Origin of the sequence: Bartonella kosoyi (genome assembly GCF_003606325.2) — a bacterium.
GTDB lineage: Bacteria > Pseudomonadota > Alphaproteobacteria > Rhizobiales > Rhizobiaceae > Bartonella > Bartonella kosoyi.
Window position 1 is genome coordinate 152,966 of the sequence record NZ_CP031843.2, and the last position, 24,657, is coordinate 177,622.

30 protein-coding genes are annotated in these 24,657 nt (G+C 35.9%); 29 read left to right on the top strand and 1 reads right to left on the bottom strand.

Translation table 11 applies throughout. The annotated features are described in order from the left end of the window. Nucleotides 1-481: 481 nt before the first annotated feature. Nucleotides 482-1,759: a ubiquinone biosynthesis hydroxylase gene (locus tag D1093_RS00720; RefSeq protein WP_120099955.1), complete on the top strand. Its 1,278-nt coding sequence runs from the start codon at nt 482-484 to the stop codon at nt 1,757-1,759. A gap of 1,841 nt (nt 1,760-3,600) precedes the next feature. Here the strand turns inward: D1093_RS00720 and D1093_RS00725 are convergent. Then, nucleotides 3,601-3,888 carry an H-NS histone family protein gene (locus D1093_RS00725; RefSeq protein WP_012232510.1) on the bottom strand — a complete coding sequence of 96 codons (288 nt, stop codon included), beginning with the start codon at nt 3,886-3,888 and terminating at the stop codon, nt 3,601-3,603. A 130-nt stretch (nt 3,889-4,018) separates the two neighbouring features. Here D1093_RS00725 and D1093_RS00730 point away from each other — a divergent pair, with 130 nt between their 5' ends. The 28 genes from D1093_RS00730 to D1093_RS00865 all read left to right on the top strand — a co-directional run bounded on the left by D1093_RS00730 (nt 4,019) and on the right by D1093_RS00865 (nt 24,646). After that, nucleotides 4,019-4,630, top strand: a complete 612-nt coding sequence (locus D1093_RS00730; RefSeq protein ID WP_120099957.1) for a hypothetical protein — start codon at nt 4,019-4,021, stop codon at nt 4,628-4,630. Then, nucleotides 4,630-5,271, top strand: coding sequence for a lysozyme family protein (locus D1093_RS00735; RefSeq protein ID WP_120099958.1), 642 nt, complete (start codon nt 4,630-4,632; stop codon nt 5,269-5,271). Before D1093_RS00730 ends, D1093_RS00735 begins: the two co-directional genes overlap by 1 nt. A gap of 120 nt (nt 5,272-5,391) precedes the next feature. Further along, complete coding sequence (gene korA, locus D1093_RS00740) at nt 5,392-5,691, top strand: KorA family transcriptional regulator (RefSeq protein WP_120099960.1); 300 nt, start codon at nt 5,392-5,394, stop codon at nt 5,689-5,691. Beyond that, nucleotides 5,654-5,980 carry a VirB2 family type IV secretion system major pilin TrwL gene (gene trwL / locus D1093_RS00745; RefSeq protein WP_120099962.1) on the top strand — a complete coding sequence of 109 codons (327 nt, stop codon included), beginning with the start codon at nt 5,654-5,656 and terminating at the stop codon, nt 5,978-5,980. The genes korA and trwL (D1093_RS00745) overlap by 38 nt, the downstream gene beginning before the upstream one ends. Nucleotides 5,981-6,093: 113 nt before the next feature. Beyond that, nucleotides 6,094-6,420, top strand: a complete 327-nt coding sequence (gene trwL, locus D1093_RS00750) for a VirB2 family type IV secretion system major pilin TrwL (RefSeq protein WP_150222244.1) — start codon at nt 6,094-6,096, stop codon at nt 6,418-6,420. Nucleotides 6,421-6,483: 63 nt separating this feature from the next. Continuing rightward, a complete protein-coding gene (trwL, locus tag D1093_RS00755) occupies nt 6,484-6,807 on the top strand; it encodes a VirB2 family type IV secretion system major pilin TrwL (protein ID WP_120099965.1) in 324 nt (107 codons plus the stop codon). Between the two features lie 136 nt (nt 6,808-6,943). Continuing rightward, the gene (trwL, locus tag D1093_RS00760; protein ID WP_120099967.1) at nt 6,944-7,267 is read left to right on the top strand and encodes a VirB2 family type IV secretion system major pilin TrwL; all 324 of its coding nucleotides are present in this window, start codon (nt 6,944-6,946) and stop codon (nt 7,265-7,267) included. Nucleotides 7,268-7,399: 132 nt separating this feature from the next. Then, nucleotides 7,400-7,729, top strand: coding sequence for a VirB2 family type IV secretion system major pilin TrwL (gene trwL / locus D1093_RS00765; protein ID WP_120099969.1), 330 nt, complete (start codon nt 7,400-7,402; stop codon nt 7,727-7,729). Nucleotides 7,730-7,844: 115 nt separating this feature from the next. Further along, entirely contained in the window at nt 7,845-8,156 is a 312-nt protein-coding gene (locus D1093_RS00770) for a conjugal transfer protein (RefSeq protein ID WP_120099971.1), read from the top strand. A gap of 12 nt (nt 8,157-8,168) precedes the next feature. Next, nucleotides 8,169-8,477 (top strand): VirB3 family type IV secretion system protein, encoded by a 309-nt coding sequence (locus D1093_RS00775; RefSeq protein WP_120099973.1) that lies wholly within the window; start codon nt 8,169-8,171, stop codon nt 8,475-8,477. A 2-nt stretch (nt 8,478-8,479) separates the two neighbouring features. Further along, nucleotides 8,480-10,951: a VirB4 family type IV secretion/conjugal transfer ATPase gene (locus tag D1093_RS00780; RefSeq protein WP_120099974.1), complete on the top strand. Its 2,472-nt coding sequence runs from the start codon at nt 8,480-8,482 to the stop codon at nt 10,949-10,951. Beyond that, on the top strand, nt 10,948-11,697 hold the full coding sequence (locus tag D1093_RS00785) for a TrbJ/VirB5 family protein (protein WP_120099976.1): 750 nt from the start codon (nt 10,948-10,950) through the stop codon (nt 11,695-11,697). The genes D1093_RS00780 and D1093_RS00785 overlap by 4 nt, the downstream gene beginning before the upstream one ends. A gap of 188 nt (nt 11,698-11,885) precedes the next feature. Next, a complete protein-coding gene (locus D1093_RS00790) occupies nt 11,886-12,731 on the top strand; it encodes a TrbL/VirB6 family protein (RefSeq protein ID WP_120099977.1) in 846 nt (281 codons plus the stop codon). A gap of 239 nt (nt 12,732-12,970) precedes the next feature. Next, nucleotides 12,971-13,114, top strand: coding sequence for a hypothetical protein (locus D1093_RS00795; RefSeq protein ID WP_012232528.1), 144 nt, complete (start codon nt 12,971-12,973; stop codon nt 13,112-13,114). Further along, nucleotides 13,111-13,980, top strand: coding sequence for a TrbJ/VirB5 family protein (locus D1093_RS00800; protein WP_120099979.1), 870 nt, complete (start codon nt 13,111-13,113; stop codon nt 13,978-13,980). The genes D1093_RS00795 and D1093_RS00800 overlap by 4 nt, the downstream gene beginning before the upstream one ends. Nucleotides 13,981-14,162: 182 nt before the next feature. Further along, entirely contained in the window at nt 14,163-15,008 is an 846-nt protein-coding gene (locus D1093_RS00805; RefSeq protein ID WP_120099995.1) for a TrbL/VirB6 family protein, read from the top strand. A gap of 200 nt (nt 15,009-15,208) precedes the next feature. Further along, the gene (locus D1093_RS00810; protein WP_120099996.1) at nt 15,209-15,985 is read left to right on the top strand and encodes a TrbJ/VirB5 family protein; all 777 of its coding nucleotides are present in this window, start codon (nt 15,209-15,211) and stop codon (nt 15,983-15,985) included. Nucleotides 15,986-16,205: 220 nt separating this feature from the next. Beyond that, nucleotides 16,206-17,051, top strand: a complete 846-nt coding sequence (locus D1093_RS00815) for a TrbL/VirB6 family protein (protein WP_120099982.1) — start codon at nt 16,206-16,208, stop codon at nt 17,049-17,051. Nucleotides 17,052-17,308: 257 nt separating this feature from the next. After that, the gene (locus D1093_RS00820; RefSeq protein ID WP_375607609.1) at nt 17,309-17,434 is read left to right on the top strand and encodes a TrwH protein; all 126 of its coding nucleotides are present in this window, start codon (nt 17,309-17,311) and stop codon (nt 17,432-17,434) included. Further along, nucleotides 17,431-18,318, top strand: a complete 888-nt coding sequence (locus D1093_RS00825) for a TrbJ/VirB5 family protein (RefSeq protein WP_120099986.1) — start codon at nt 17,431-17,433, stop codon at nt 18,316-18,318. The genes D1093_RS00820 and D1093_RS00825 overlap by 4 nt, the downstream gene beginning before the upstream one ends. A gap of 182 nt (nt 18,319-18,500) precedes the next feature. Continuing rightward, nucleotides 18,501-19,346, top strand: coding sequence for a TrbL/VirB6 family protein (locus D1093_RS00830; protein ID WP_012232527.1), 846 nt, complete (start codon nt 18,501-18,503; stop codon nt 19,344-19,346). 239 nt (nt 19,347-19,585) lie between these two features. After that, a complete protein-coding gene (locus D1093_RS00835; protein ID WP_120099987.1) occupies nt 19,586-19,729 on the top strand; it encodes a TrwH protein in 144 nt (47 codons plus the stop codon). Beyond that, nucleotides 19,726-20,493, top strand: coding sequence for a TrbJ/VirB5 family protein (locus D1093_RS00840; RefSeq protein ID WP_120099989.1), 768 nt, complete (start codon nt 19,726-19,728; stop codon nt 20,491-20,493). Before D1093_RS00835 ends, D1093_RS00840 begins: the two co-directional genes overlap by 4 nt. A gap of 182 nt (nt 20,494-20,675) precedes the next feature. Then, nucleotides 20,676-21,521 carry a TrbL/VirB6 family protein gene (locus tag D1093_RS00845; protein ID WP_120099995.1) on the top strand — a complete coding sequence of 282 codons (846 nt, stop codon included), beginning with the start codon at nt 20,676-20,678 and terminating at the stop codon, nt 21,519-21,521. Nucleotides 21,522-21,721: 200 nt separating this feature from the next. Then, nucleotides 21,722-22,498 carry a TrbJ/VirB5 family protein gene (locus D1093_RS00850; RefSeq protein WP_120099996.1) on the top strand — a complete coding sequence of 259 codons (777 nt, stop codon included), beginning with the start codon at nt 21,722-21,724 and terminating at the stop codon, nt 22,496-22,498. A 220-nt stretch (nt 22,499-22,718) separates the two neighbouring features. Further along, nucleotides 22,719-23,564 carry a TrbL/VirB6 family protein gene (locus tag D1093_RS00855; protein ID WP_120099998.1) on the top strand — a complete coding sequence of 282 codons (846 nt, stop codon included), beginning with the start codon at nt 22,719-22,721 and terminating at the stop codon, nt 23,562-23,564. A gap of 240 nt (nt 23,565-23,804) precedes the next feature. Beyond that, nucleotides 23,805-23,948, top strand: coding sequence for a TrwH protein (locus D1093_RS10060; protein WP_120100000.1), 144 nt, complete (start codon nt 23,805-23,807; stop codon nt 23,946-23,948). Then, nucleotides 23,945-24,646: a VirB8 family type IV secretion system protein gene (locus D1093_RS00865; protein ID WP_120100002.1), complete on the top strand. Its 702-nt coding sequence runs from the start codon at nt 23,945-23,947 to the stop codon at nt 24,644-24,646. The genes D1093_RS10060 and D1093_RS00865 overlap by 4 nt, the downstream gene beginning before the upstream one ends. The last annotated feature ends 11 nt before the right edge of the window (nt 24,647-24,657 follow it).

The window sequence follows — 24,657 nt, forward strand, 5'->3', positions numbered from 1 at the left end:
GGTTAAGCTACACCATGGTAACAGTAAAATATTAATACCGTTTTAACCATCACAAATGAACACTATTTTCCTTATCTATCATCCTCAATGTACCCTTTCAGAACACGCCTCTTAAAGGACATTTATACAAATTTAAAAATACATTCTCATTTTTGTCTGATTTTAGTTTTCTTTTCTATCAACCAAGTGTAAAAAGAATGGAAGAGGACATTCAAAAAAGGCTGACCGAGTAAATCTGTAAAGTCAGTCACACAAGTAAAACAATAAGGGCTCTAAAACACTCACCCGTCATCAGATTGACACCAAAAAGACATTTCGTCCAAAGATAAGTCTCTTCTTTATGAAATAAGGAACAGAGTAAAAATTAAAATAGTGTAGATAATTTGAAAGAAAAATATTCTTTTTAACAGCAAGCAAGCTTTACAATGGAGGAAGCCTCGTAAATAATGGAAGATGCCCTGTAAATAATGGAAGAAACATTGTGTATTCTAATCACCCTAAAGATATAAAACCCAATAAAAAAATAAAATCTCATAAAAACAAACAATGTGATCTTCTCATTGCAGGGGGGGCGGTTGTCGGTTTAACACTTGCAATAGCACTCAAGCAAACAGCCCCTAATCTGAAAATAAAAATCGTTGATGCTGCTCCACAAGAAGATATTCCTGCTTCTAACATACGAACCATTGCCCTTGCTGCTGCTTCTGTTCGTATGTTAAAACAATTGCAATGTTGGGACTCTATCACTCCCTCTGCGCAACCCATTCACTCCATGATCATCACAGATACAAGCACAAATGACCCTGTTAAACCCCCTCTTTTAACCTTTGAAGGCGACATTACCCCCGGTGAACCCTTTGCAACGATGGTAGAACATAGAGAACTGATCAATACTTTAAAAAAACGTGTCAAAGATCTCAATATCCCTATTATCGCAAACACACGTGTCATTGATTTTCATCAAGACAACCAACACACAACTGTTACATTAGATAATGAAGAACTTTGGCAAACAAAATTGCTTATTGCAGCCAATGGTGCCCACTCAACATTACGCCAAAAAGCAGGTCTTAAAAACTTTTCTCACCCCTATAAACAAACAGCAATCATCTGCACAGTTGAACATGAAAAACCCCATCATGGTCAAGCAATTCAACATTTTTTACCCGCTGGCCCTTTTGCTCTTCTCCCGCTCAAAGGGAACCGATCCGCCATTGTATGGAATGAGAATCATAAAACTGCGCAATATTACCTCAAAGCTGACGCATTTATTTTTGCAACAGAACTCGAAAGACGCATTGGTCATCGATTAGGAAAACTCTCTTGGAATGGTGAACGTCAAGCTTTTCCCCTAAACCTTTCTTTAACACGCCAATGTATTAAGCCCCGTTTTGCCCTCGTTGGAGATGCTGCCCATACCATCCACCCCATTGCAGGACAAGGACTCAATTTAGGATTACGCGATAGCGCTGCCCTTGCTGAAGTGATTATTGAAACAGCACGATTAGGTCTTGATATTGGCTCCCTCACCGCTTTAGAGCGCTATCAAAGCTGGAGACGTTTTGAAATTGTCCGTATGGCTTTAAGCAATGATTGGCTTAATAAACTTTTTTCTAACGATAACCTTTTCTTACGAATGCTTCGCGATACCGGTCTTGGAATCGTCAATCAAACGCCAAAAATAAAAAAATATTTCATCCAAGAAGCTGCTGGCATTACCCCAAATGCGCCCCGTCTCCTAAACGGCTTCCCGCTTTAAGCAAAAATTCATACCTTTTTACTTTTACAACCTTTGGCTTCTTTCCCTCCCTTCAAAGAACAAAAATTCCCCTTAAATCCAGTCTGTAAACAATCCGGATTCTTATCGCGTAGGTTTCCCCCCTTGACTTCCCTCCCCGTACTTCACTGACTATAAAGCAAGACAAGCAAGCCATACTTTAAGAACATTCACCAAACACTGCAAAAACATATTATGCAAGCAATCTTATCACACTTCAAATGAAGCTATTTCACGGCATAACAAAATACACAAGACTTTCTTTATCAGACCAACTTCAACTTACAATGAATACTTCATCGTTCTCTTGTTGAATGAGAGAGCTGAAGATCATAAAAATACCCTCATTTCCAATCTCTTTCCTGTTAAAGCAATCAACATCACCCTTTACATGCCACAAATGAGACGAGCATATAGATAAAAAATGATTGAAGATAAGGAAGCAAAGCCTTCATGATACATCCCTTGTGCTAAAGCCTATTGCAAAATATTGAAAGTTAGCAAAATGTATAATGACGCAGACTTTTATACTTTATTATTGAAATAAACTTATTGAAATAAAAATGATGATGAAAAATGGATTTTATATTATTTATAGAGACTTTTATGTTATGCTATTCACGAGAAACGTCATAAAATAGGCTTAGTTGGATTGGAAAATGCTTTCTTTAAAAAAGCATGTAAATTGGCAACACGAGTGTATTCCGTTGGGGTATGCTGCTTCTCAGACAAACCTATGTATATAAAAATGCCACAATTTAAAAAATATGATATATAACAAAAATATTCTGGTACTCTATACCATCACACACAATTGTAAACTTGTGTATTGCCTCTTAACTTCCACAGCATAAAAGAAAACAAATGAAAGTAAAAAATGATCCAATCTTGTATGTTCAATACGCTCTTTATTCATCAATGCCCATCAATAAATTCTAATCACCGACACTTCAAAACGTGTCAAAAAATCCTATTAAACCCTTTACCCGCCATAGAAGATTTTCATTTTCCATACGTCCACTCATTTTAATCGTACACACGATAAATAAAACGAATACCTCACATATATAATCTTACAGAAAAAAGATCCAACAAAATCCATAACATCAGAGTCTTGTTCTACAGAACAGTATTGCCAAAATATAAGAATGTTAATTTATCCATCATATTGATAGATAAAATTATTATTTTATATATTGGGTTAGAATCAAACAAAAAATTGATTTATAATGATAATTTATCGCTACTCTGAATCCTAAACCGTAAGATCTCTTATTGAAAATCCTGCTCCCTTTTAAGACAATAAAAATCATATCTCTTACTCTTCACAAACGAGAGCAGAGCCATGCGGGTAAAAACTTTTGAAGACATGACTTAAAAACCATCTAAAATACCAAGGACTGTCACAAAATTTCGGCTGGTAAATATAGCAATAGTATTGGCATGCTCCTTTGGAGGGCCCTGACACAATAAATTCTTCTGATTCCAACTTTTTTGTAAAGAACCAATAAAACCATTAACTTGCATAGACTAAAAAAGGCAACGTTAGTTAAAACTATAAAAAAGAATTAAAGTGCCCTCTCTCAAATGCCAAAAGCAATTATAACATTTCAAACTGGCAAACATAATGATAATGCCAACTTATGACAACAAAACCTTTTGCATTTAGATGCATTTGTCCAACACTTTTTACCATTTTTTTGATACCTTAATAGGTTAACACATCCATTCAGCATTTTTATACAATCAAATGAGCAAAAAGAGCCTATTTCTTTCATTTATATCTCTTGATATTCCCTTTCTTTATAAATATCGAACATGTATTATGTTACTTCGAGCTCATCAAGTGTATACCCATTCTCCAACCACTCTTTAATCCACTTAGGTCTCCGTCCACGCCCATTCCATAATTCCCATTGGTTATTAGGATTCCTATAATGGCGCTCTTTGCTCACAAGATCAGCGATATCAATTCCATGAGTATTAGCAATCTCAAGAATTTTTCGTCGCGCATTTTGCTTTTCCTTTGCTTGCCGTTTTTTCAATTCCATATCGATTTGTATACGCATCTCTTGTAGTTCATCAAAATTCATATTTTTGAGATCATTCACCTTAATTACTCCCCTTGCAAAAAAAAGAATCGTCCTTTGCCATATTTTAAACACAATTATAGACAATTTTTGTCTATTTATTATCGAAATTAAAATTATGATAAATATATCACTTTGACGGAGATGTGCTTTGGAGTACAAAAAGCTGTTTATTGGTATATCAATTACCACCACTGTACCTTTTTTCAGTTCAGTCATTAGAACTGGCGAGTACAGTGCACAAACGCCTTCACACCTCTCTGACTTTCATGAATCAGTAGTCAAAGGTAAATATAAATCACCATTCTATAAACTATGGCAATATGCAGCAAAGAACAAGCCCTCTCTCTATAATGATGATGTAGTTCATTATCACAATAAGAGATACTCTCAAGTAAAACGAATTTTCGCTTGGTATAAATGTTTTTTAAAATTTTTTTTGCAACTAGAAGAATATATAAAACACGTAACTTCAACAGAGCTCCAAAGATCATCATTGCTTAAAAGTCGTATTTTTTTATATCATTCCAATAATATTGGTTTGCGTAGTCTGCCCTATTTTATATCACACGTTGATCTTATTCCTTGGATATTCACATACACTGGAAATCTTCTCAGAAAAGAAAAAAATAACTACAAGGAATATTTTAAGCTAAACAATTCCGTTTTTCAAATTTATAAAATCAAGGGACAGCGACAAAAAGCACCAAACAAAATTGGCGTTTATATCAATAAAATTCTTCATAATAAGGTGTATTGCTGATGATTTTTCCAGATTTCACAATGTTTGCTGCGGCATACATATCCAATACCCCTCATCTAGCATTTTCAGCTCTCATCGAACAAGGAGCACGGGATAATGTTTATATAACAAGCAATAATGATAAATTATTCGGTCAATTATCTCCACTTAGAGAAGAAACTGCAATAACTGAGCAGTTCAAACAAAATAAACATAATTTTGACACAATCTTTGAGCAAATTGATGTTGAAAATATGAAATGGTTTTCTTTTTTTGGGGCATTTGGCTTTTGCAGAGATCTTGCAGATGTACAAAGCGCTTTAACTTGTTGTTACAAACAAAAAGTATCAAAGTGTGTTTTTGAAAAAGCGGCATTACAATCTGCTTTAAGTTTTTATAACACAAAAGGCTTAAACAGTAATGCCGATACACAGACGATTACTTCATATATTGGAGTAAAAGCTGCTGCACAAGAAGATAAAAACTTGCAAGAGCCTGTAAGGCTTAAAAAAGAAGAACCCGAACAGACAACTAAAGTAAATTCTCTTCCTCTTTCTTCAGAGGAATTAGAAGATGCGTTTGCGCATAAAGAAAGTAGTAGCCGCGATGCTTTTGCCACAGAAGATTCTTCTTCATCGACCGAGCAGCTAAGCGATAATTGATATTTTCACGAATGAAAACTAGAATTTTGATAGGATGATATTAATGAAAGCTAGATAAGAAAATATTAAAGCTCTAATTAGTAAGATTGGACAAAATCTCTTCTAATTGAGGGCAGAAAAATGAAAATGATAGAACAAAACAGCGTTGATATAGCATTTAGTCAGAGAGCAGCACGTGAAATTACAGTTGTGATGCGCTCAGAAAGGGAATGGTATTTTACGTTTGTTGCAGATGATCCGATCACCGGAAAACCTAATAAATATACATTACTTACACAAAGAGGAAGACTAAGGACTTGGGCTGATCCCAAATATCTCTTTAAGTTTCTTCATGAAAGAGGGGTCATTTGTGGGAGTTTTAATCTTCATCAGGATAAGGAACATGAAACAATTAAATATTCTTCACCCAACAGCTCGTAATAAAATTGCTGAGTTTTCTGCAGCTTTAGCTGTGTTTTTTATGAACAATCCTGTATATGCTCAAGCAGCACCACAATATTTACAACATGCGAATACAGCTTTGACTGGACTTCAAGCAGACTTAAAGATAATTATTCCTATCGCTGCTGCTGTTATACTTTTGTGCTTAGCAATTGGTTATGCAGGGCGCTATATCGGAAAGGATACATTTGTACGTTGGTCTGTAGGCGTTGTTATCGCTGGGTCAGCAGCCCAACTTGCTAATCTTTTATTCAAAGGCACAGCTTAAAATTTACTGTGGCAATATAATAAAAATTATCCATTAATTGCAAAAAAGCCAATAATAGTTTCACTTGTATTAAAAATATATGAAATATTATTTAAAATCTTAGTGAGAGAAATATGAAAAAATTAATTAACTTACAATCAAAAAGCAATAATAAAATCGCTGCATTTTCTGCAGCTCTAACTGTATTTTTTATGACGCATCCTGTGTATGCTAACCCACAATATTTAAAACATGCGAATACAGCTTTGACTAGACTCCGAGATGACTTAAAGATAATTATCCCTATTGCTGCTGCTGTTATACTGTTGTGCTTAGCAATTGGTTATGCAGGACGCTATATCGGAAAGGATACATTTGTACGTTGGTCTGTAGGCGTTGTTATCGCTGGATCAGCAGCCCAACTCGCTAGTCTTTTATTCAGTGGTGTCGCTGCTAATTAAAATTTACTATGGCAATATAGTAAAAATATATGAAACGTTATTTAGAATTTTAATGAGAGAGATATGCGAAAATTAATTAATTTCCAATCAAAAAGTAATAATAAAATTGCTACATTTTCTGCAGCTTTAACTGTGTTTTTTATGACGCATCCTGTGTATGCTCAAGCAGCAACATATTTAAAACATGGAAAAGGTGCTTTAGATAAACTCCAGACAGACTTAAATATAATTATCCCTATTGCTGCTGCTGTTATACTGTTGTGCTTAGCAATTGGTTATGCAGGACGCTATATCGGAAAGGATACATTTGTACGTTGGTCTGTAGGCGTTGTTATCGCTGGATCAGCAGCCCAACTTGCTAATCTTTTATTCAAAGGCGCAGCTTAAAATTTACTATAGCAATATAATAAAAATATCTTATAGAAGTAAAAATTATCCGTCAATTGTAAAAAAAATCCAATGATAGTTTCATTTATATTAAAAATATATGAAATATTATTTAGGATCTTAGTGAGAGAGAGATATGCAAAAGTTAATTAATTTACAATCAAAAAATAATAATAAAATTGCTACATTTTCTGCAGCTTTGATTGTTCTTTCTATGAATAATCCTGTATATGCTAAAGCGACATATTTAGGACATGCAGAAGATGCTTTAAATAAGCTCACTGTAGACTTAAAGCTGATTATTCCTATTGCTGCTGCTGTTATACTGTTGTGCTTAGCAATTGGTTATGCAGGACGCTACATCGGAAAGGATACATTTGTACGTTGGTCTGTAGGCGTTGTTATTGCAGGATCAGCTGCGCAATTTGCTAATCTTTTATTCAGCGGTGCAGCTGGTTAAAATTCACTATGGCAGTATAATAGAAATATCTTATATAAGTAAAATTTATCCATTAATTGTAAACAAGCCAGTAATAGTTTCATTTATATTAAAAATATATGAAATATTATTTAGGATCTTAGTGAGAGAGATATGCAAAAATTAATTAATTTACAATCAAAAAATAATAATAAAATTGCTACATTTTCTGCAGCTTTAACTGTGTTTTTTATGACGCATCCTGTGTATGCTCAAGCAGCAACATATTTAAAACATGCAGAATCAGCTTTAGATAAACTCAAAAAAGATTTAAATATAATTATTCCTGTTGCTGCTGCTGTTATACTTTTATGCTTAGCAATTGGTTATGCAGGACGCTACATCGGAAAGGATACATTTGTACGTTGGTCTGTAGGCGTTGTTATTGCGGGTTCAGCAATCCAACTTGCTCAATTATTATTTGCAGGTCAAGCCGTAAACTAGTATAATACATAGTGTTTTTAACTTTTGTAAATTATAGGTGTGTACCAGTAATCATGTAGCCATATTAAAAAAAGGAATATTATATAGCAACTTTAATTAAAAGGGGATAAGAGATATGAAACAGTTAAATACATTTCGGGTAAAAATATACAATAAGATTAATTCTATTATTATCACTTCAATGATGTTTTTAATGTTTGAATCTGCATATGCTCAAACGGAAACAAAGAGCTTAGATGTTTTTACAGGTATGCAGTATGGATTAAGTATACTTGTTCCTATTGTTGCAGCCATTATTCTTTTATTTCTTTTGCTTATTTATATATTTCGCCTCATTGCAAGAGCCACATTTATGCGATGGGCATTCAGCGTCATTATTGCTGGTGCAGCCTTCTATATTAGCCACATATTATTTCACCTCCAGTAACAAGAGCACCCCATGAAATCACAAGAACAAAAAGAATTCCCACTCTTCAAAGGAGCGACACGTGTTCCAACGATATGGGGTGTTCCTATGATGCCATTTATCGTTATGCTTATGGGAGTTGCTGTTATTGCTATGACAGTAAGTATCTTTTTGTGGATTATAGCGCCACTGCTATGGTTCATTATGGTGCAAATTACTAAAAATGATGATAAAGCATTTCGTATCTGGTGGTTATGGATTGATACTAAATTTCGTAATCGCAACAAAGCTTTTTGGGGCGCATCAAGTTATAGTCCCTCTGATTATAGTAAAAGGAGATAAACATGACAGCTGTTGAAAGCAGCAAACGTCTCGCATCAGAGACACCTGTAAGCCTGTTCCTCCCCTATTCCCATCATATTACAGATACGATTATCTCTACGAAGAATGCAGAATATTTGTCAATTTGGAAAATTGACGGTCGTTCGCATCAAAGTGCTTCCGAAGAGGATATTTTTCAATGGACAAAAGAGTTGAATAATACTCTACGGGGTATTGCATCAGCTAATTTATCATTTTGGACACATATCGTGCGCCGTCGTGTTTATGAATATCCTGATTCAACATTTAATCAAATGTTTTGCTATCAGCTTGATGAAAAATATCGGCAAAGTTTTGCTGGTTATAATTTAATGGTCAATGATTTGTATTTGACTGTCGTCTTCCAGCCGATAGCGGACAAAATTATGTCGTTCTTTTCTAAACATGAGCGCGAAACGCTTGATCAAAAAAAGATGCGACAAGATTCATGTATCAAAGAACTCAATGACGTCAATCGTACTTTAGGCCAATCTTTAAAACGTTATGGTGCAGAGCTTCTTGGTGCTTATGAAAAAAATGGACATGTTTATTCTTCTGCACTTGAATTCCTTGGAATGCTTGTCAACGGTGAATATCGCCCTATGCCCATTTGCCATGACCGTTTTGCTGACTATATGTCAATCAATCGACCATTTTTCTCAAAATGGGGTGCTCTTGGTGAGCTCCGTGCAACCAGTGGAACACGTCGATTTGGAATGTTGGAAATTAAAGAATACGATGCAACGACTAAACCAGGACAACTGAATTCTTTGTTGGAAAGTGACTTCGAGTTCATATTGACGCAGAGCTTTTCGGTGCTCTCTCGGCATGCTGCTAAAGATTATTTACAGCGGCATCAGCGTAATCTTATTGATGCACGTGATGTTGCAACAAGTCAAATTGCACAGATTGATGAAGCCTTAAACCAGCTTATCAGTGGACATTTTGTCATGGGGGAACATCATTGTACATTGACCATATATGGTGATACAATTCAACAAGTTCGCGACCATATGGCCAAAGCAAGTGCAGCATTATTAGACGTTGCGGTATTACCCAAACCCGTGGATTTGGCGATAGAAGCTGGCTATTGGGCACAACTTCCTGGTAATTGGAAATGGAGGCCCCGCCCTGCCCCAATTACATCACTAAATTTTTTATCATTTTCATCTTTTCATAATTTTATGTCAGGAAAGCCCACTGGAAATCCATGGGGACCAGCGGTCACAATTCTTAAAACGACCAGTAAAACACCGCTTTATTTCAATTTTCATGCCTCCAAACTTGAAGAAGATTCGACTGACAAGCGATTGCTCGGTAATACCGCGCTCATCGGACAATCCGGATCTGGTAAAACTGTGTTGCTCGGCTTTTTGTTAGCACAAGCACAAAAATTTAAACCAACGACTGTTGTTTTTGATAAAGATCGTGGCATGGAAATTGCTATTCGAGCTATGGGGGGGAGGTATTTAACATTTAAGGCCGGGAGATCAAGTGGCTTTAATCCATTTCAACTTCCTCCCACACAAGACAATCTGATTTTTCTGAAACAATTTGTTAAAAAATTGGCAGAAGCAGGTGGTGAAGTCACACATCACGACGAGGAAGAAATTAATAAAGCTGTTATGTCTGTTATGAGTAGTAACATTGACCCATCGCTGCGTCGTTTATCTTTTCTGGTGCAATTCTTACCAAATCCGCGTTTAAGTGATTATAATGCGCACCCATCTGTTCATGCTCGTCTACTCAAATGGTGTGAAGGTGGTGATTATGGTTGGTTATTTGATAATCCCCATGATGCTCTTGATCTTTCAACCCATCAAATTTACGGCTTTGATATCACTGAATTCTTAGATAATCCAGAAACGCGTACTCCAGTGATGATGTATCTTCTTTACCGTACAGAGGGTATGATTAGCGGACAGCGATTTATGTATATCTTTGATGAGTTCTGGAAACCCTTACAAGATCCATACTTTGAAGATCTGGCAAAAAATAAACAAAAGACTATCCGTAAACAAAATGGTATTTTTGTTTACGCAACACAAGAGCCTAGCGATGCTTTGGAAAGTAATATTGCCAAAACACTCATTCAACAATGTGCGACTTATATTTTTCTCGCCAACCCCAAAGCAAATTATGAAGATTATACAAAAGGCTTTAAACTAACAGATACTGAATTTGAACTCGTTAAAGGACTTGGTGAATTTAGTCGCCAATTCCTTATTAAGCAGGGTGATCAATCTGCGCTCGCAGAGCTGAATCTTGGCAAATTCCATGTCACAAGCGATGGAAAAACTATCGAGCATGACTTTAGTGACGAGCTCTTGGTGTTATCAGGTACACCTGACAACGCAGAGTTAGCTGAAAGCATTATTGCAGAAGTTGGTGATGATCCAGCGATATGGTTACCAATTTTTTTACGGCACGCCAAAAATGACAGGAGGGAAACATGAAGAAACAGGTCATTTCGATAGCAGTAGCAATAACTTTAGGGGTTTCGAATCCGGCAAAGGCTTTGATAGTTGGAGGGGTTCCAGATTCATCCTCGTTGTATAAACTTTTTGGAGGTTCATATTCAAACACACCACAGCCTGAAATTACTGTACCAAAAAAGAAAGTACACCCAGTTACCCCACTTCTCGATATACTCAGAAAACAACTTGAACAAACGAAAAAAATTCATGATTCTATAACGGGAAATCAGAAATTCGATACTGAAAAACTCAAAATGAATCAAACAGATAACACCAGTTTTTTTCTCAAAAATCCAGAGACACTCTATAATAAAAATACTTATTCAACTCTATCTTCATCACGTGAAAATATTTTAAAAGAAGAAGAAATTCCCGCCTCTATCCATGAATCTAGCGATTTCATCAACAAGCGTATCCAATATGCCGCCATCACGGATAAAGCTGTAAGTTTAAAGACTTTTCAGGAAGCAAGCAATCGTTTTCAGCAAATTGAAGAACTATTGAACGAAATCAAGACAACAAAAGATCTAAAAGGCATTGCCGAGTTACAAGCACATATCATTGGAATGCTTGCTAAACTACAAAATGAAACAGCAAAACTACAAATGGTTACACATTTACGCAACGCTGAATATACACTTATCAAACAGCAGAAAGATAGACATAACATAAAAATTCTGAATAGTAAAAATACAAAAATGCCTACTATAAAATTTATTCGATAAAGCTTTTTATAATAATATTTTTTGTATTATCTTTTCTTGGTTGCTCGTAAAGAACAAAAGTAAATGCATAATACTCAGTTCTCTCATAGACTGAGAAGGTCTATGAAATTTAATTCCATCCTAAAAAATTCAACGAAAAATGTTAAAAACTCATATAAAAAATTGAAAATTCGTTAAAGAGGAATGCCATGAACTTCACTATGTTCACGCAACTTTTCAATAAAATTAATCAGATAACACAAACATATGTCACGGGTATTTCCTCAAAAGCGATTGCTACAATTACACCTTTCGTTTCAATTGGAATCACCATCGCTTTCATCATCTATGGATGGCTTATCATTCGGGGCGCTATCGATATGCCACTCTCCGGATTCGTAAACCGTTTCCTGCGAATAAGCATTATTACTTCAATAGCTCTCACCTCAGGACTTTATCAAAGTGAAATTGCAAATTTGATAACGCAAATGCCCTATGAGTTCTCAAAAGCGCTCATGACAAATCCACTCACTGATACACAATTAATGAATTTACTTGACAAAGCAGCAACCAAAGGATTCCAATATGCAGGTCGTCTTTTCCAGGAAACCGTCTTCTTCGAGGCCAATGGATTGCTTTACAGCCTCTTAGGTATCCTTATCTTGCTGGCAACAAGTTCCGTCGTGGCAATCGGCGGTGGTCTCGTTATACTGACAAAAATCGCCATTATACTTCTCGTAGGATTGGGCCCTATCTTCATCATTGCTTTGCTCTGGCAACCAACCTATCGCTTTTTTCAGCAATGGTTAATCCAAGTCGTAAATTATATAATCCTCTTTCTACTCTTAGCGACTGTCTTTAATCTGATGATGAATATCTTTGCAAACTATTTGAGTGATATGAAACTCGATTACAACCAGAATGTAGCAGCCATGTTTGGGGGAGCGCTCATCTTGTCCATTATATCCATCATGCTGTTACTCAAACTATCAAGCATGGCCCATTCTCTCGCAAAAGGCATAGCATTTGGACATCTATGGAGACATAGAAACTAGAGAATGTAGAAAGAAATGATTCTCGTAACAGAAACTTTAAATCCATAGGACAAAATAACTAAAATAGCCAAGCCTACAATGAAAAATATTTGCACTAAAATTGAATTATTTTCGTCAATTAAAATACGAAATTAAGAAAAGATAAATTATCACAAATTATATGCTTTACTTTATTATTAAAATTATAATAATGATAAGAAATGCTGGGCTTTTTAATTGTCAAAAAGAGGAGTGTTAAAGTGAAGTCGGTTGTTTTTATAATTTTGATTGCAAATCTTTTATCGGCTTGTGCATTAGCACCAAAGCTAAAACAACCTAATGATAGAAACCGTGTGCCTATTAATAAAACAATCCCTGCCGAAATTAAGCGAGGAGACAGATGAAAAAGCAATTTATTATAATAGGGGTGATTGCCCTTTTGGGAATGATGAGTTTGGCGCATGCATCGGGTTCTCCTCAAACATATACATGCAATTTTCTAGAATTGGGACTTGCAGAATATCAAAAGAATACATTTGGAGCAGACCTCACTGGAATCCTAGAAAAATGTGCACAATCTCCATCACCTACTCCACCGCCACAACCTGCCCCACCGCCACAACCTGCCCCACCACCACAACCTGCTCTACCACCACAACCTGCTCTACCAGAAGAATATTCGGAAATCCTTCAGCTTTTAAAAAAAGGAGAAATTATTGAGCTCTTAAAAAAACAACTTGACTCGAAAAGACAACAACTTTCACAAGTAGAAAAAGCTTATCAGGTTATAACAAAGAGTCAGAAAACAAACCCAAAGCAAATAGACTTTTCTAGTTTTTTTCTTAAAGAGCCAAAATCTCTCTATACAGACAGTAAGCTTTCAAGGCAATCGTATCGAGAGGTCTTGGAGGAAGAAAACAAAGTTTCTGGGAATTTTGATCAAATCAGCAAAGCTATTTTTAGGCGTTTACAATCTGTATCGGTTCAAGATAAAGCTGTGAGTTTGGAAAGTTTTGAAAATGTAAAAAGTCGTTTTCAATACCTCAGAGGACTACTCGATGAGCTTCAAACAAAAGAAAAACTAAAAGACATTGCAGACCTTCAAGCACATATCGATGGTACATTAGCTATGATCCAAAATGAATTTATAAAAATGGAAATGGTAGCGTATTTACGTAAAGCTGAGCAATCACTTATCAAAAGGAAAAGACGCGAACTTGATATGATGTTTTTTGACCATGAAAAAAACCAGATGCCGATCATACGGTGAACACAAAAGCCGATGTATAAGGTTTAGTATTAACTCCACAATTCAAAGAAACGCAGAGATTTTATCAAAGCCCAAATATCGTGGTGAAAATACTTAGGGAATGTATAAATCAAATGAAGCATTTAGCATGTGTTTATGTTCTCATGTGATGAAAAATTGAAAATTCATTAAAGAGGAATGCCATGAACTTCACTATGTTCACGCAACTTTTCAATAAAATTAATCAGATAACACAAACATATGTCACGGATATTTCCTCAAAAGCGATTGCTACAATTACACCTTTCGTTTCAATTGGAATCACCATCGCTTTCATTATCTATGGATGGCTTATCATTCGGGGCGCTATCGATATGCCACTCTCCGGATTCGTAAACCGTTTCCTGCGAATAAGCATTATTACTTCAATAGCTCTCACCTCAGGACTTTATCAAAGTGAAATTGCAAATTTGATAACGCAAATGCCCTATGAGTTCTCAAAAGCGCTCATGACAAATCCACTCACTGATACACAATTAATGAATTTACTTGACAAAGCAGCAACCAAAGGATTCCAATATGCAGGTCGTCTTTTCCAGGAAACCGTCTTCTTCGAGGCCAATGGATTGCTTTACAGCCTCTTAGGTATCCTCATCTTGCTGGCAACAAGCTCCGTAGTGGCAATCGGCGGTGGTCTCGTCATACTGACAAAAATCGCCATTACACTTCTCGTAGGATTGGGCCCTATCTTCATCATTGCTTTGCTCTGGCAACCAACCTATCGCTTTTTTCAGCAATGGTTAATCCAAGTCGTAAATTATATAATCCTCTTTCTACTCTTAGCGACTGTCTTTAATCTGATGATGAATATCTTTGCAAACTATTTGAGTGATATGAAACTCGATTACAACCAGAATGTAGCAGCCATGTTTGGGGGAGCGCTCATCTTGTCCATTATATCCATCATGCTGTTACTCAAACTATCAAGCATGGCCCATTCTCTCGCAAAAGGCATAGCATTTGGACATCTATGGAGACATAGAAACTAGAGAATGTAGAAAGAAATGATTCTCGTAACAGAAACTTTAAATCCATAGGACAAAATAACTAAAATAGCCAAGCCTACAATGAAAAATATTTGCACTAAAACTGAATTATTTTCGTCAATTAAAATACGAAATCAAGAAAAGATAAATTATCACAAATTATATGCTTTACTTTATTATTAAAATTATAATAATGATAAGAAATGCTGGGCTTTTTAATTGTCAAAAAGAGTAATATTAAAATGAAAAAACGATTTATTATAATAGGAATGATTACCCTTTTAGGAATGATAAATTTAACTCTAACGTCTAACCTTAGTTGGAGTTCTGGCGCTCAGGGTTCAACTGTCCAAATCGCTTCCTCAACAGAATATCTAAAAATTATTGAGTTGTTAAAAGAAAAAATTAAAGTAACCGAAGAGCAGATCGATAACGCGAAAAAAGTCTATCAATCTATAAAAGGAAGTAGAGTAACGGAACTAAGAATAAAAGGGGATGAGGATTTTTTCTTACACGATATGCCTGTCTACGCAGAACTAAAAGACTACCATAACAAAAATGTGGATCATTATCCCAATATCAAAGATATTGCATATTCTGTTTATCTTGAAGAGCAAAGGGCAAACTTCTGGTCGTTTTCGCCTAATAAGATGCGGGGGATAATTAATAAGCGCCTTCAATATAGTGGCATTGTGAGTAAAGCCGTAAGCTTGCAAACTTTCAAAGACGCAGAGAACCGCTTTACGCAAATTATCAATTTCTTAAATGAGATAGATAGAACAATGAATCTGGCGGAAGTTTTTGAGCTGCAAACACGCATCAGGAACATGTCATCCATGCTCCAAAATGAATATGCAAAGTTACAAATGGTCAGAAATTTACGCGATAATGAAGAGCTCCTTATCGACATACAAAAACGTAAATTGTATGGAAAAATAATAAACTATCAGCTCACAAATATGCCTAGGGTAAGACTTTAGCAAATAAAGCTCTTTACAACATTTGCTTTTTTCATGAACACAAAAGCCAATGTATAAGGTTTAGTATTAACTCCACAATTCAAAGAAACACAGAGATTTTATCAAAGTCAAGATATCGTGGTGAAAATGCTTAGGGAATGTATAAATGCAAATGAAGCATTTAGCATGTGTCTATGTTCTCATGTGATGAAAAATTGAAAATTCGTTAAAGAGGAATGCCATGAACTTCACTATGTTCGCGCAACTTTCCAATCAAATTAATCAGATAACACAAACATATGTCACGGATATTTCCTCAAAAGCAATAGCTGCAATTACACCTTTCGTTTCAATTGGAATCACCATCGCTTTCATTATCTATGGATGGCTCATCATTCGGGGCGCTATCGATATGCCACTCTCCGGATTCGTAAATCGGTTCCTGCGAATAAGTATTATTACTTCAATAGCCCTTACCACAGGACTTTATCAAAGTGAAATTGCAAATTTGATAACGCAAATGCCCTATGAGTTCTCAAAAGCGCTCATGACAAATCCACTCACTGATACACAATTAATGAATTTACTTGACAAAGCAGCAACCAAAGGATTCCAATATGCAGGTCGTCTTTTCCAGGAAACCGTCTTCTTCGAGGCCAATGGATTGCTTTACAGCCTCTTAGGTATCCTCATCTTGCTGGCAACAAGCTCCGTAGTGGCAATCGGCGGTGGTCTCGTCATACTGACAAAAATCGCCATTACACTTCTCGTAGGATTGGGCCCTATCTTCATCATTGCCTTACTGTGGCAACCAACCTATCGCTTTTTTCAGCAATGGTTAATCCAAGTCGTAAATTATATAATCCTCTTTCTACTCTTAGCAACTGTCTTTAATCTGATGATGAATATCTTTGCAAACTATTTGAGTGATATGGGACTCGATTACAACCAGAATGTAGCAGCCATGTTTGGGGGAGCGCTCATCTTGTCCATTATATCCATCATGCTGTTACTCAAACTATCAAGCATGGCCCATTCTCTCGCAAAAGGCATAGCATTTGGACATCTATGGAGACATAGAAACTAGAGAATGTAGAAAGAAATGATTCTCGTAACAGAAACTTTAAATCCATAGGACAAAATAACTAAAATAGCCAAGCCTACAATGAAAAATATTTGCACTAAAACTGAATTATTTTCGTCAATTAAAATACGAAATTAAGAAAAGATAAATTATCACAAATTATATGCTTTACTTTATTATTAAAATTATAATAATGATAAGAAATGCTGGGCTTTTTAATTGTCAAAAAGAGGAGTGTTAAGGTAAAGTCGGTTGTTTTTATAATTTTGATTGCAAATCTTTTATCGGCTTGTGCATTAGCACCAAAGCTAAAACAACCTAATGATAGAAACCGTGTGCCTATTAATAAAACAATCCCTGCCGAAATCAAGCGAGGAGACAGATGAAAAAGCAATTTATTATAATAGGGGTGATTACCCTTTTGGGAATGATAGATTTGGCGCATGCAGGAGGAGATCATATTGAGAGTGGAGGAGGTAGATCAGGAAATTTTATAGAAGGAGGTAGATTTCGGGAATATAAAGGCTTGTCGGATTCAACACACAATAGAGATGTTACTATAATTAGACGTCCTAAGGGACCAAGATTAAAAAAAAAGCCAGAACCACCTAAAAGGTCACAACCTGCTCAACCGCCACAACCTGCCCCACCACCACAACCTGCTCTACCAGAAGAATATTCGGAAATCCTTCAGCTTTTAAAAAAAGGAGAAATTATTGAGCTCTTAAAAAAACAACTTGACTCGAAAAGACAACAACTTTCACAAGTAGAAAAAGCTTATCAGGCTATAACAAAGAGTCAGAAAACAAACCCAAAGCAAATAGACTTTTCTAGTTTTTTTCTTAAAGAGCCAGAATTTCTCTATAAAGATAGTAAGCTTTCAAGGCAATCATATCAAGAGGTCTTGGAGGAAGAAAACAAAGTTTCTGGGAATTTTGATCAAATCAACAAAGCTATTTTTAGGCGTTTACAATCTGTATCGGTTCAAGATAAAGCTGTGAGTTTGGAAAGTTTTGAAAACGTAAAAAGTCGTTTTCAATACCTCAGAGGACTACTCGATGAGCTTCAAACAAAAGAAAAACTGAAAGACATTGCAGACCTTCAAGCACATATCGATGGTACATTAGCTATGATCCAAAATGAATTTATAAAAATGGAAATGGTAGCGTATTTACATGACGCTGAGCAATCACTTATCAAAAGGAAAAGACGCGAACTTGATATGATGTTTTTTGACCATGAAAAAAACCAGATGCCGATCATACGGTGAACACAAAAGCCGATGTATAAGGTTTAGTATTAACTCCACAATTCAAAGAAACGCAGAGATTTTATCAAAGCCCAGATATCGTGGTGAAAATACTTAGGGAATGTATAAATCAAATGAAGCATTTAGCATGTGTCTATGTTCTCATGTGATGAAAAATTGAAAATTCATTAAAGAGGAATGCCATGAACTTCACTATGTTCACGCAACTTTTCAATAAAATTAATCAGATAACACAAACATATGTCACGGGTATTTCCTCAAAAGCGATTGCTACAATTACACCTTTCGTTTCAATTGGAATCACCATCGCTTTCATCATCTATGGATGGCTTATCATTCGGGGCGCTATCGATATGCCACTCTCCGGATTCGTAAACCGTTTCCTGCGAATAAGCATTATTACTTCAATAGCTCTCACCTCAGGACTTTATCAAAGTGAAATTGCAAATTTGATAACGCAAATGCCCTATGAGTTCTCAAAAGCGCTCATGACAAATCCACTCACTGATACACAATTAATGAATTTACTTGACAAAGCAGCAACCAAAGGATTCCAATATGCAGGTCGTCTTTTCCAGGAAACCGTCTTCTTCGAGGCCAATGGATTGCTTTACAGCCTCTTAGGTATCCTTATCTTGCTGGCAACAAGTTCCGTCGTGGCAATCGGCGGTGGTCTCGTCATACTGACAAAAATCGCTATTACACTTCTCGTAGGATTGGGCCCTATCTTCATCATTGCCTTACTGTGGCAACCAACCTATCGCTTTTTTCAGCAATGGTTAATCCAAGTCGTAAATTATATAATCCTCTTTCTACTCTTAGCAACTGTCTTTAATCTGATGATGAATATCTTTGCAAACTATTTGAGTGATATGGGACTCGATTACAACCAGAATGTAGCAGCCATGTTTGGGGGAGCGCTCATCTTGTCCATTATATCCATCATGCTGTTACTCAAACTATCAAGCATGGCCCATTCTCTCGCAAAAGGCATAGCATTTGGACATCTATGGAGACATAGAAACTAGAGAATGTAGAAAGAAATGATTCTCGTAACAGAAACTTTAAATCCATAGGACAAAATAACTAAAATAGCCAAGCCTACAATGAAAAATATTTGCACTAAAACTGAATTATTTTCGTCAATTAAAATACGAAATTAAGAAAAGATAAATTATCACAAATTATATGCTTTACTTTATTATTAAAATTATAATAATGATAAGAAATGCTGGGCTTTTTAATTGTCAAAAAGAGGAGTGTTAAAGTGAAGTCGGTCGTTTTTATAATTTTGATTGCAAATCTTTTATCGGCTTGTGCATTAGCACCAAAGCTAAAACAACCTAATGATAGAAACCGCGTGCCTATTAATAAAGTAATCCCTGCCGAAATTAAGCGAGGAGACAGATGAAAAAGCAATTTATTATAATAGGGATGATTATTTTGGGAGGAATGCTGAATTTAATTCCAGCAAATGCAGAGACACCAGCAAATGCAAAGACACCAGCAAATGCAAAGACAAACGTAACTTTCGAATCCTCATCACCCTCAAAAACACCCGTAGGCTCAACATCTTCTCTACCGACACAATCTGTTCCATCAGAAAAATATCTGGAAATTATTGCGTTGTTAAAAAAAGACCTTGAGTTGAAAAAAGAACAACTTTCACAAATAGAAAATGCCTATCAGGCTATAACAAAGGATCAAAAAACCACCCCGAGACAAATAGACTTTTCTAATTTTTTTCTTAAAGAGCCAGGATTGCTCTACAAAGATAGTAAGCTTTCAGGAAAGTCATATCAAGACGTCTTGAATAGTGAAAACAGAAATTCTCAGCTTTTTGATCCACTCGGTAAAATGCTTTTTGCGCGTTTACAATTTATATCGGTTATGGATAAAGCTATAACTTTAAAAACTTTTCAAAACGTAGAAAATCGTTTTCAATACCTCAAAAAATTATTCGATGAACTTCAAACAAAAGAAAAACTAAAAGACATTGCAGACCTTCAAGCACATATCGATGGTACATTAGCTATGATCCAAAATGAATCTATAAAGATGCAAATGGTAGCGTATTTACGTAAAGCTGAGCAATCACTTATCAAAAGGAAAAGACGCGAACTTGATATGAAATTTTTTAACCATGAAAAAAACCAGATGCCGATCATACGGTGAACACAAAAGCCGATGTATAAGGTTTAGTATTAACTCCACAATTCAAAGAAACGCAGAGATTTTATCAAAGCCCAAATATCGTGGTGAAAATACTTAGGGAATGTATAAATCAAATGAAGCATTTAGCATGTGTTTATGTTCTCATGTGATGAAAAATTGAAAATTCATTAAAGAGGAATGCCATGAACTTCACTATGTTCACGCAACTTTTCAATAAAATTAATCAGATAACACAAACATATGTCACGGATATTTCCTCAAAAGCGATTGCTACAATTACACCTTTCGTTTCAATTGGAATCACCATCGCTTTCATTATCTATGGATGGCTTATCATTCGGGGCGCTATCGATATGCCACTCTCCGGATTCGTAAACCGTTTCCTGCGAATAAGCATTATTACTTCAATAGCTCTCACCTCAGGACTTTATCAAAGTGAAATTGCAAATTTGATAACGCAAATGCCCTATGAGTTCTCAAAAGCGCTCATGACAAATCCACTCACTGATACACAATTAATGAATTTACTTGACAAAGCAGCAACCAAAGGATTCCAATATGCAGGTCGTCTTTTCCAGGAAACCGTCTTCTTCGAGGCCAATGGATTGCTTTACAGCCTCTTAGGTATCCTCATCTTGCTGGCAACAAGCTCCGTAGTGGCAATCGGCGGTGGTCTCGTCATACTGACAAAAATCGCCATTACACTTCTCGTAGGATTGGGCCCTATCTTCATCATTGCTTTGCTCTGGCAACCAACCTATCGCTTTTTTCAGCAATGGTTAATCCAAGTCGTAAATTATATAATCCTCTTTCTACTCTTAGCGACTGTCTTTAATCTGATGATGAATATCTTTGCAAACTATTTGAGTGATATGAAACTCGATTACAACCAGAATGTAGCAGCCATGTTTGGGGGAGCGCTCATCTTGTCCATTATATCCATCATGCTGTTACTCAAACTATCAAGCATGGCCCATTCTCTCGCAAAAGGCATAGCATTTGGACATCTATGGAGACATAGAAACTAGAGAATGTAGAAAGAAATGATTCTCGTAACAGAAACTTTAAATCCATAGGACAAAATAACTAAAATAGCCAAGCCTACAATGAAAAATATTTGCACTAAAACTGAATTATTTTCGTCAATTAAAATACGAAATCAAGAAAAGATAAATTATCACAAATTATATGCTTTACTTTATTATTAAAATTATAATAATGATAAGAAATGCTGGGCTTTTTAATTGTCAAAAAGAGTAATATTAAAATGAAAAAACGATTTATTATAATAGGAATGATTACCCTTTTAGGAATGATAAATTTAACTCTAACGTCTAACCTTAGTTGGAGTTCTGGCGCTCAGGGTTCAACTGTCCAAATCGCTTCCTCAACAGAATATCTAAAAATTATTGAGTTGTTAAAAGAAAAAATTAAAGTAACCGAAGAGCAGATCGATAACGCGAAAAAAGTCTATCAATCTATAAAAGGAAGTAGAGTAACGGAACTAAGAATAAAAGGGGATGAGGATTTTTTCTTACACGATATGCCTGTCTACGCAGAACTAAAAGACTACCATAACAAAAATGTGGATCATTATCCCAATATCAAAGATATTGCATATTCTGTTTATCTTGAAGAGCAAAGGGCAAACTTCTGGTCGTTTTCGCCTAATAAGATGCGGGGGATAATTAATAAGCGCCTTCAATATAGTGGCATTGTGAGTAAAGCCGTAAGCTTGCAAACTTTCAAAGACGCAGAGAACCGCTTTACGCAAATTATCAATTTCTTAAATGAGATAGATAGAACAATGAATCTGGCGGAAGTTTTTGAGCTGCAAACACGCATCAGGAACATGTCATCCATGCTCCAAAATGAATATGCAAAGTTACAAATGGTCAGAAATTTACGCGATAATGAAGAGCTCCTTATCGACATACAAAAACGTAAATTGTATGGAAAAATAATAAACTATCAGCTCACAAATATGCCTAGGGTAAGACTTTAGCAAATAAAGCTCTTTACAACATTTGCTTTTTTCATGAACACAAAAGCCAATGTATAAGGTTTAGTATTAACTCCACAATTCAAAGAAACACAGAGATTTTATCAAAGTCAAGATATCGTGGTGAAAATGCTTAGGGAATGTATAAATGCAAATGAAGCATTTAGCATGTGTCTATGTTCTCATGTGATGAAAAATTGAAAATTCATTAAAGAGGAATGCCATGAACTTCACTATGTTCACGCAACTTTTCAATAAAATTAATCAGATAACACAAACATATGTCACGGGTATTTCCTCAAAAGCGATTGCTACAATTACACCTTTCGTTTCAATTGGAATCACCATCGCTTTCATCATCTATGGATGGCTTATCATTCGGGGCGCTATCGATATGCCACTCTCCGGATTCGTAAACCGTTTCCTGCGAATAAGCATTATTACTTCAATAGCTCTCACCTCAGGACTTTATCAAAGTGAAATTGCAAATTTGATAACGCAAATGCCCTATGAGTTCTCAAAAGCGCTCATGACAAATCCACTCACTGATACACAATTAATGAATTTACTTGACAAAGCAGCAACCAAAGGATTCCAATATGCAGGTCGTCTTTTCCAGGAAACCGTCTTCTTCGAGGCCAATGGATTGCTTTACAGCCTCTTAGGTATCCTTATCTTGCTGGCAACAAGTTCCGTCGTGGCAATCGGCGGTGGTCTCGTTATACTGACAAAAATCGCCATTATACTTCTCGTAGGATTGGGCCCTATCTTCATCATTGCTTTGCTCTGGCAACCAACCTATCGCTTTTTTCAGCAATGGTTAATCCAAGTCGTAAATTATATAATCCTCTTTCTACTCTTAGCAACTGTCTTTAATCTGATGATGAATATCTTTGCAAACTATTTGAGTGATATGGGACTCGATTACAACCAGAATGTAGCAGCCATGTTTGGGGGAGCGCTCATCTTGTCCATTATATCCATCATGCTGTTACTCAAACTATCAAGCATGGCCCATTCTCTCGCAAAAGGCATAGCATTTGGACATCTATGGAGACATAGAAACTAGAGAATGTAGAAAGAAATGATTCTCGTAACAGAAACTTTAAATCCATAGGACAAAATAACTAAAATAGCCAAGCCTACAATGAAAAATATTTGCACTAAAACTGAATTATTTTCGTCAATTAAAATACGAAATTAAGAAAAGATAAATTATCGCAAATTATATGCTTTACTTTACATTCAAAATGGAAATAATGATAATAAATGTTAGGATGCATCTGACAGTAAAAAGAGTCATATTAAAATGAAAAATATCATTCTTGTAATTTTGATTGCAAACATTTTATCGGCTTGTGCTTTAGCACCAAAGCTCAAACAACCCAATGATAGGAACCGTGTGCCTATTAATAAAACAATCCCTGCCGAAATTAAGCGAGGAGACAGATGAAAACAAAACAAGCAAAACCAGTGAAAGCCGAACAACTTAGCAGTTATTACGAAGAAAGTCGTGGCCTAGAACGAGATCTCATAAACGAATTTATAAGGTCACGCAGAACGGCGTGGCGTGTAGCGAGTGCTGTTGGTCTTTTTGGCTTATTCGGTATGATATGTGGCGTCATTGGATTTTCCCAACCAGCCCCTACACCTTTAGTGTTACGTGTTGATAACACAACAGGTGCTGTTGATGTTATCTCAATTATGCGTGAGCACGAAGAAAGCTATGGTGAAGTTGTAGACAGATATTGGCTCAACCAATATGTACTTAACCGTGAAACTTATGACTACGATACCATTCAACTGAACTATGACACAACAGCTCTTTTAAGTGCAGCTTCTGTTCAGCAAGAATATTATAAAATCTATGATGGAGAAAATGCACGGGATAAAGTGCTTTCCAACAAAGCACGTATCACAGTTAAAGTGCGATCAATCCAGCCCAATGGACTCGGTCAAGCAACTGTACGTTTTACGACTCAACAGCTTGACAGCAGCGGTGCTGCTAATGGACCAAAACAACACCAGATTGCAACAATTGGTTACACCTATGTCGGTGCCCCCATGAAATCATCTGATCGATTGCTTAACCCTCTTGGTTTTCAAGTAACAAGTTACCGTTCTGACCCGGAAATACTGTTGAATGATTAAGGAATTGATTG

Coding starts and splice junctions, on each gene's coding strand:
- D1093_RS00735 (WP_120099958.1), top strand. CDS start 4,630: ATGATTTTTCCAGATTTCACAATGTTTGCTGCGGCATACATATCCAAT.
- korA (WP_120099960.1), top strand. CDS start 5,392: ATGAAAATGATAGAACAAAACAGCGTTGATATAGCATTTAGTCAGAGA.
- trwL (WP_120099962.1), top strand. CDS start 5,654: ATGAAACAATTAAATATTCTTCACCCAACAGCTCGTAATAAAATTGCT.
- trwL (WP_150222244.1), top strand. CDS start 6,094: ATGAAAAAATTAATTAACTTACAATCAAAAAGCAATAATAAAATCGCT.
- trwL (WP_120099965.1), top strand. CDS start 6,484: ATGCGAAAATTAATTAATTTCCAATCAAAAAGTAATAATAAAATTGCT.
- trwL (WP_120099967.1), top strand. CDS start 6,944: ATGCAAAAGTTAATTAATTTACAATCAAAAAATAATAATAAAATTGCT.
- trwL (WP_120099969.1), top strand. CDS start 7,400: ATGCAAAAATTAATTAATTTACAATCAAAAAATAATAATAAAATTGCT.
- D1093_RS00770 (WP_120099971.1), top strand. CDS start 7,845: ATGAAACAGTTAAATACATTTCGGGTAAAAATATACAATAAGATTAAT.
- D1093_RS00775 (WP_120099973.1), top strand. CDS start 8,169: ATGAAATCACAAGAACAAAAAGAATTCCCACTCTTCAAAGGAGCGACA.
- D1093_RS00780 (WP_120099974.1), top strand. CDS start 8,480: ATGACAGCTGTTGAAAGCAGCAAACGTCTCGCATCAGAGACACCTGTA.
- D1093_RS00785 (WP_120099976.1), top strand. CDS start 10,948: ATGAAGAAACAGGTCATTTCGATAGCAGTAGCAATAACTTTAGGGGTT.
- D1093_RS00790 (WP_120099977.1), top strand. CDS start 11,886: ATGAACTTCACTATGTTCACGCAACTTTTCAATAAAATTAATCAGATA.
- D1093_RS00800 (WP_120099979.1), top strand. CDS start 13,111: ATGAAAAAGCAATTTATTATAATAGGGGTGATTGCCCTTTTGGGAATG.
- D1093_RS00805 (WP_120099995.1), top strand. CDS start 14,163: ATGAACTTCACTATGTTCACGCAACTTTTCAATAAAATTAATCAGATA.
- D1093_RS00810 (WP_120099996.1), top strand. CDS start 15,209: ATGCTGGGCTTTTTAATTGTCAAAAAGAGTAATATTAAAATGAAAAAA.
- D1093_RS00815 (WP_120099982.1), top strand. CDS start 16,206: ATGAACTTCACTATGTTCGCGCAACTTTCCAATCAAATTAATCAGATA.
- D1093_RS00825 (WP_120099986.1), top strand. CDS start 17,431: ATGAAAAAGCAATTTATTATAATAGGGGTGATTACCCTTTTGGGAATG.
- D1093_RS00830 (WP_012232527.1), top strand. CDS start 18,501: ATGAACTTCACTATGTTCACGCAACTTTTCAATAAAATTAATCAGATA.
- D1093_RS00840 (WP_120099989.1), top strand. CDS start 19,726: ATGAAAAAGCAATTTATTATAATAGGGATGATTATTTTGGGAGGAATG.
- D1093_RS00845 (WP_120099995.1), top strand. CDS start 20,676: ATGAACTTCACTATGTTCACGCAACTTTTCAATAAAATTAATCAGATA.
- D1093_RS00850 (WP_120099996.1), top strand. CDS start 21,722: ATGCTGGGCTTTTTAATTGTCAAAAAGAGTAATATTAAAATGAAAAAA.
- D1093_RS00855 (WP_120099998.1), top strand. CDS start 22,719: ATGAACTTCACTATGTTCACGCAACTTTTCAATAAAATTAATCAGATA.
- D1093_RS10060 (WP_120100000.1), top strand. CDS start 23,805: ATGAAAAATATCATTCTTGTAATTTTGATTGCAAACATTTTATCGGCT.
- D1093_RS00865 (WP_120100002.1), top strand. CDS start 23,945: ATGAAAACAAAACAAGCAAAACCAGTGAAAGCCGAACAACTTAGCAGT.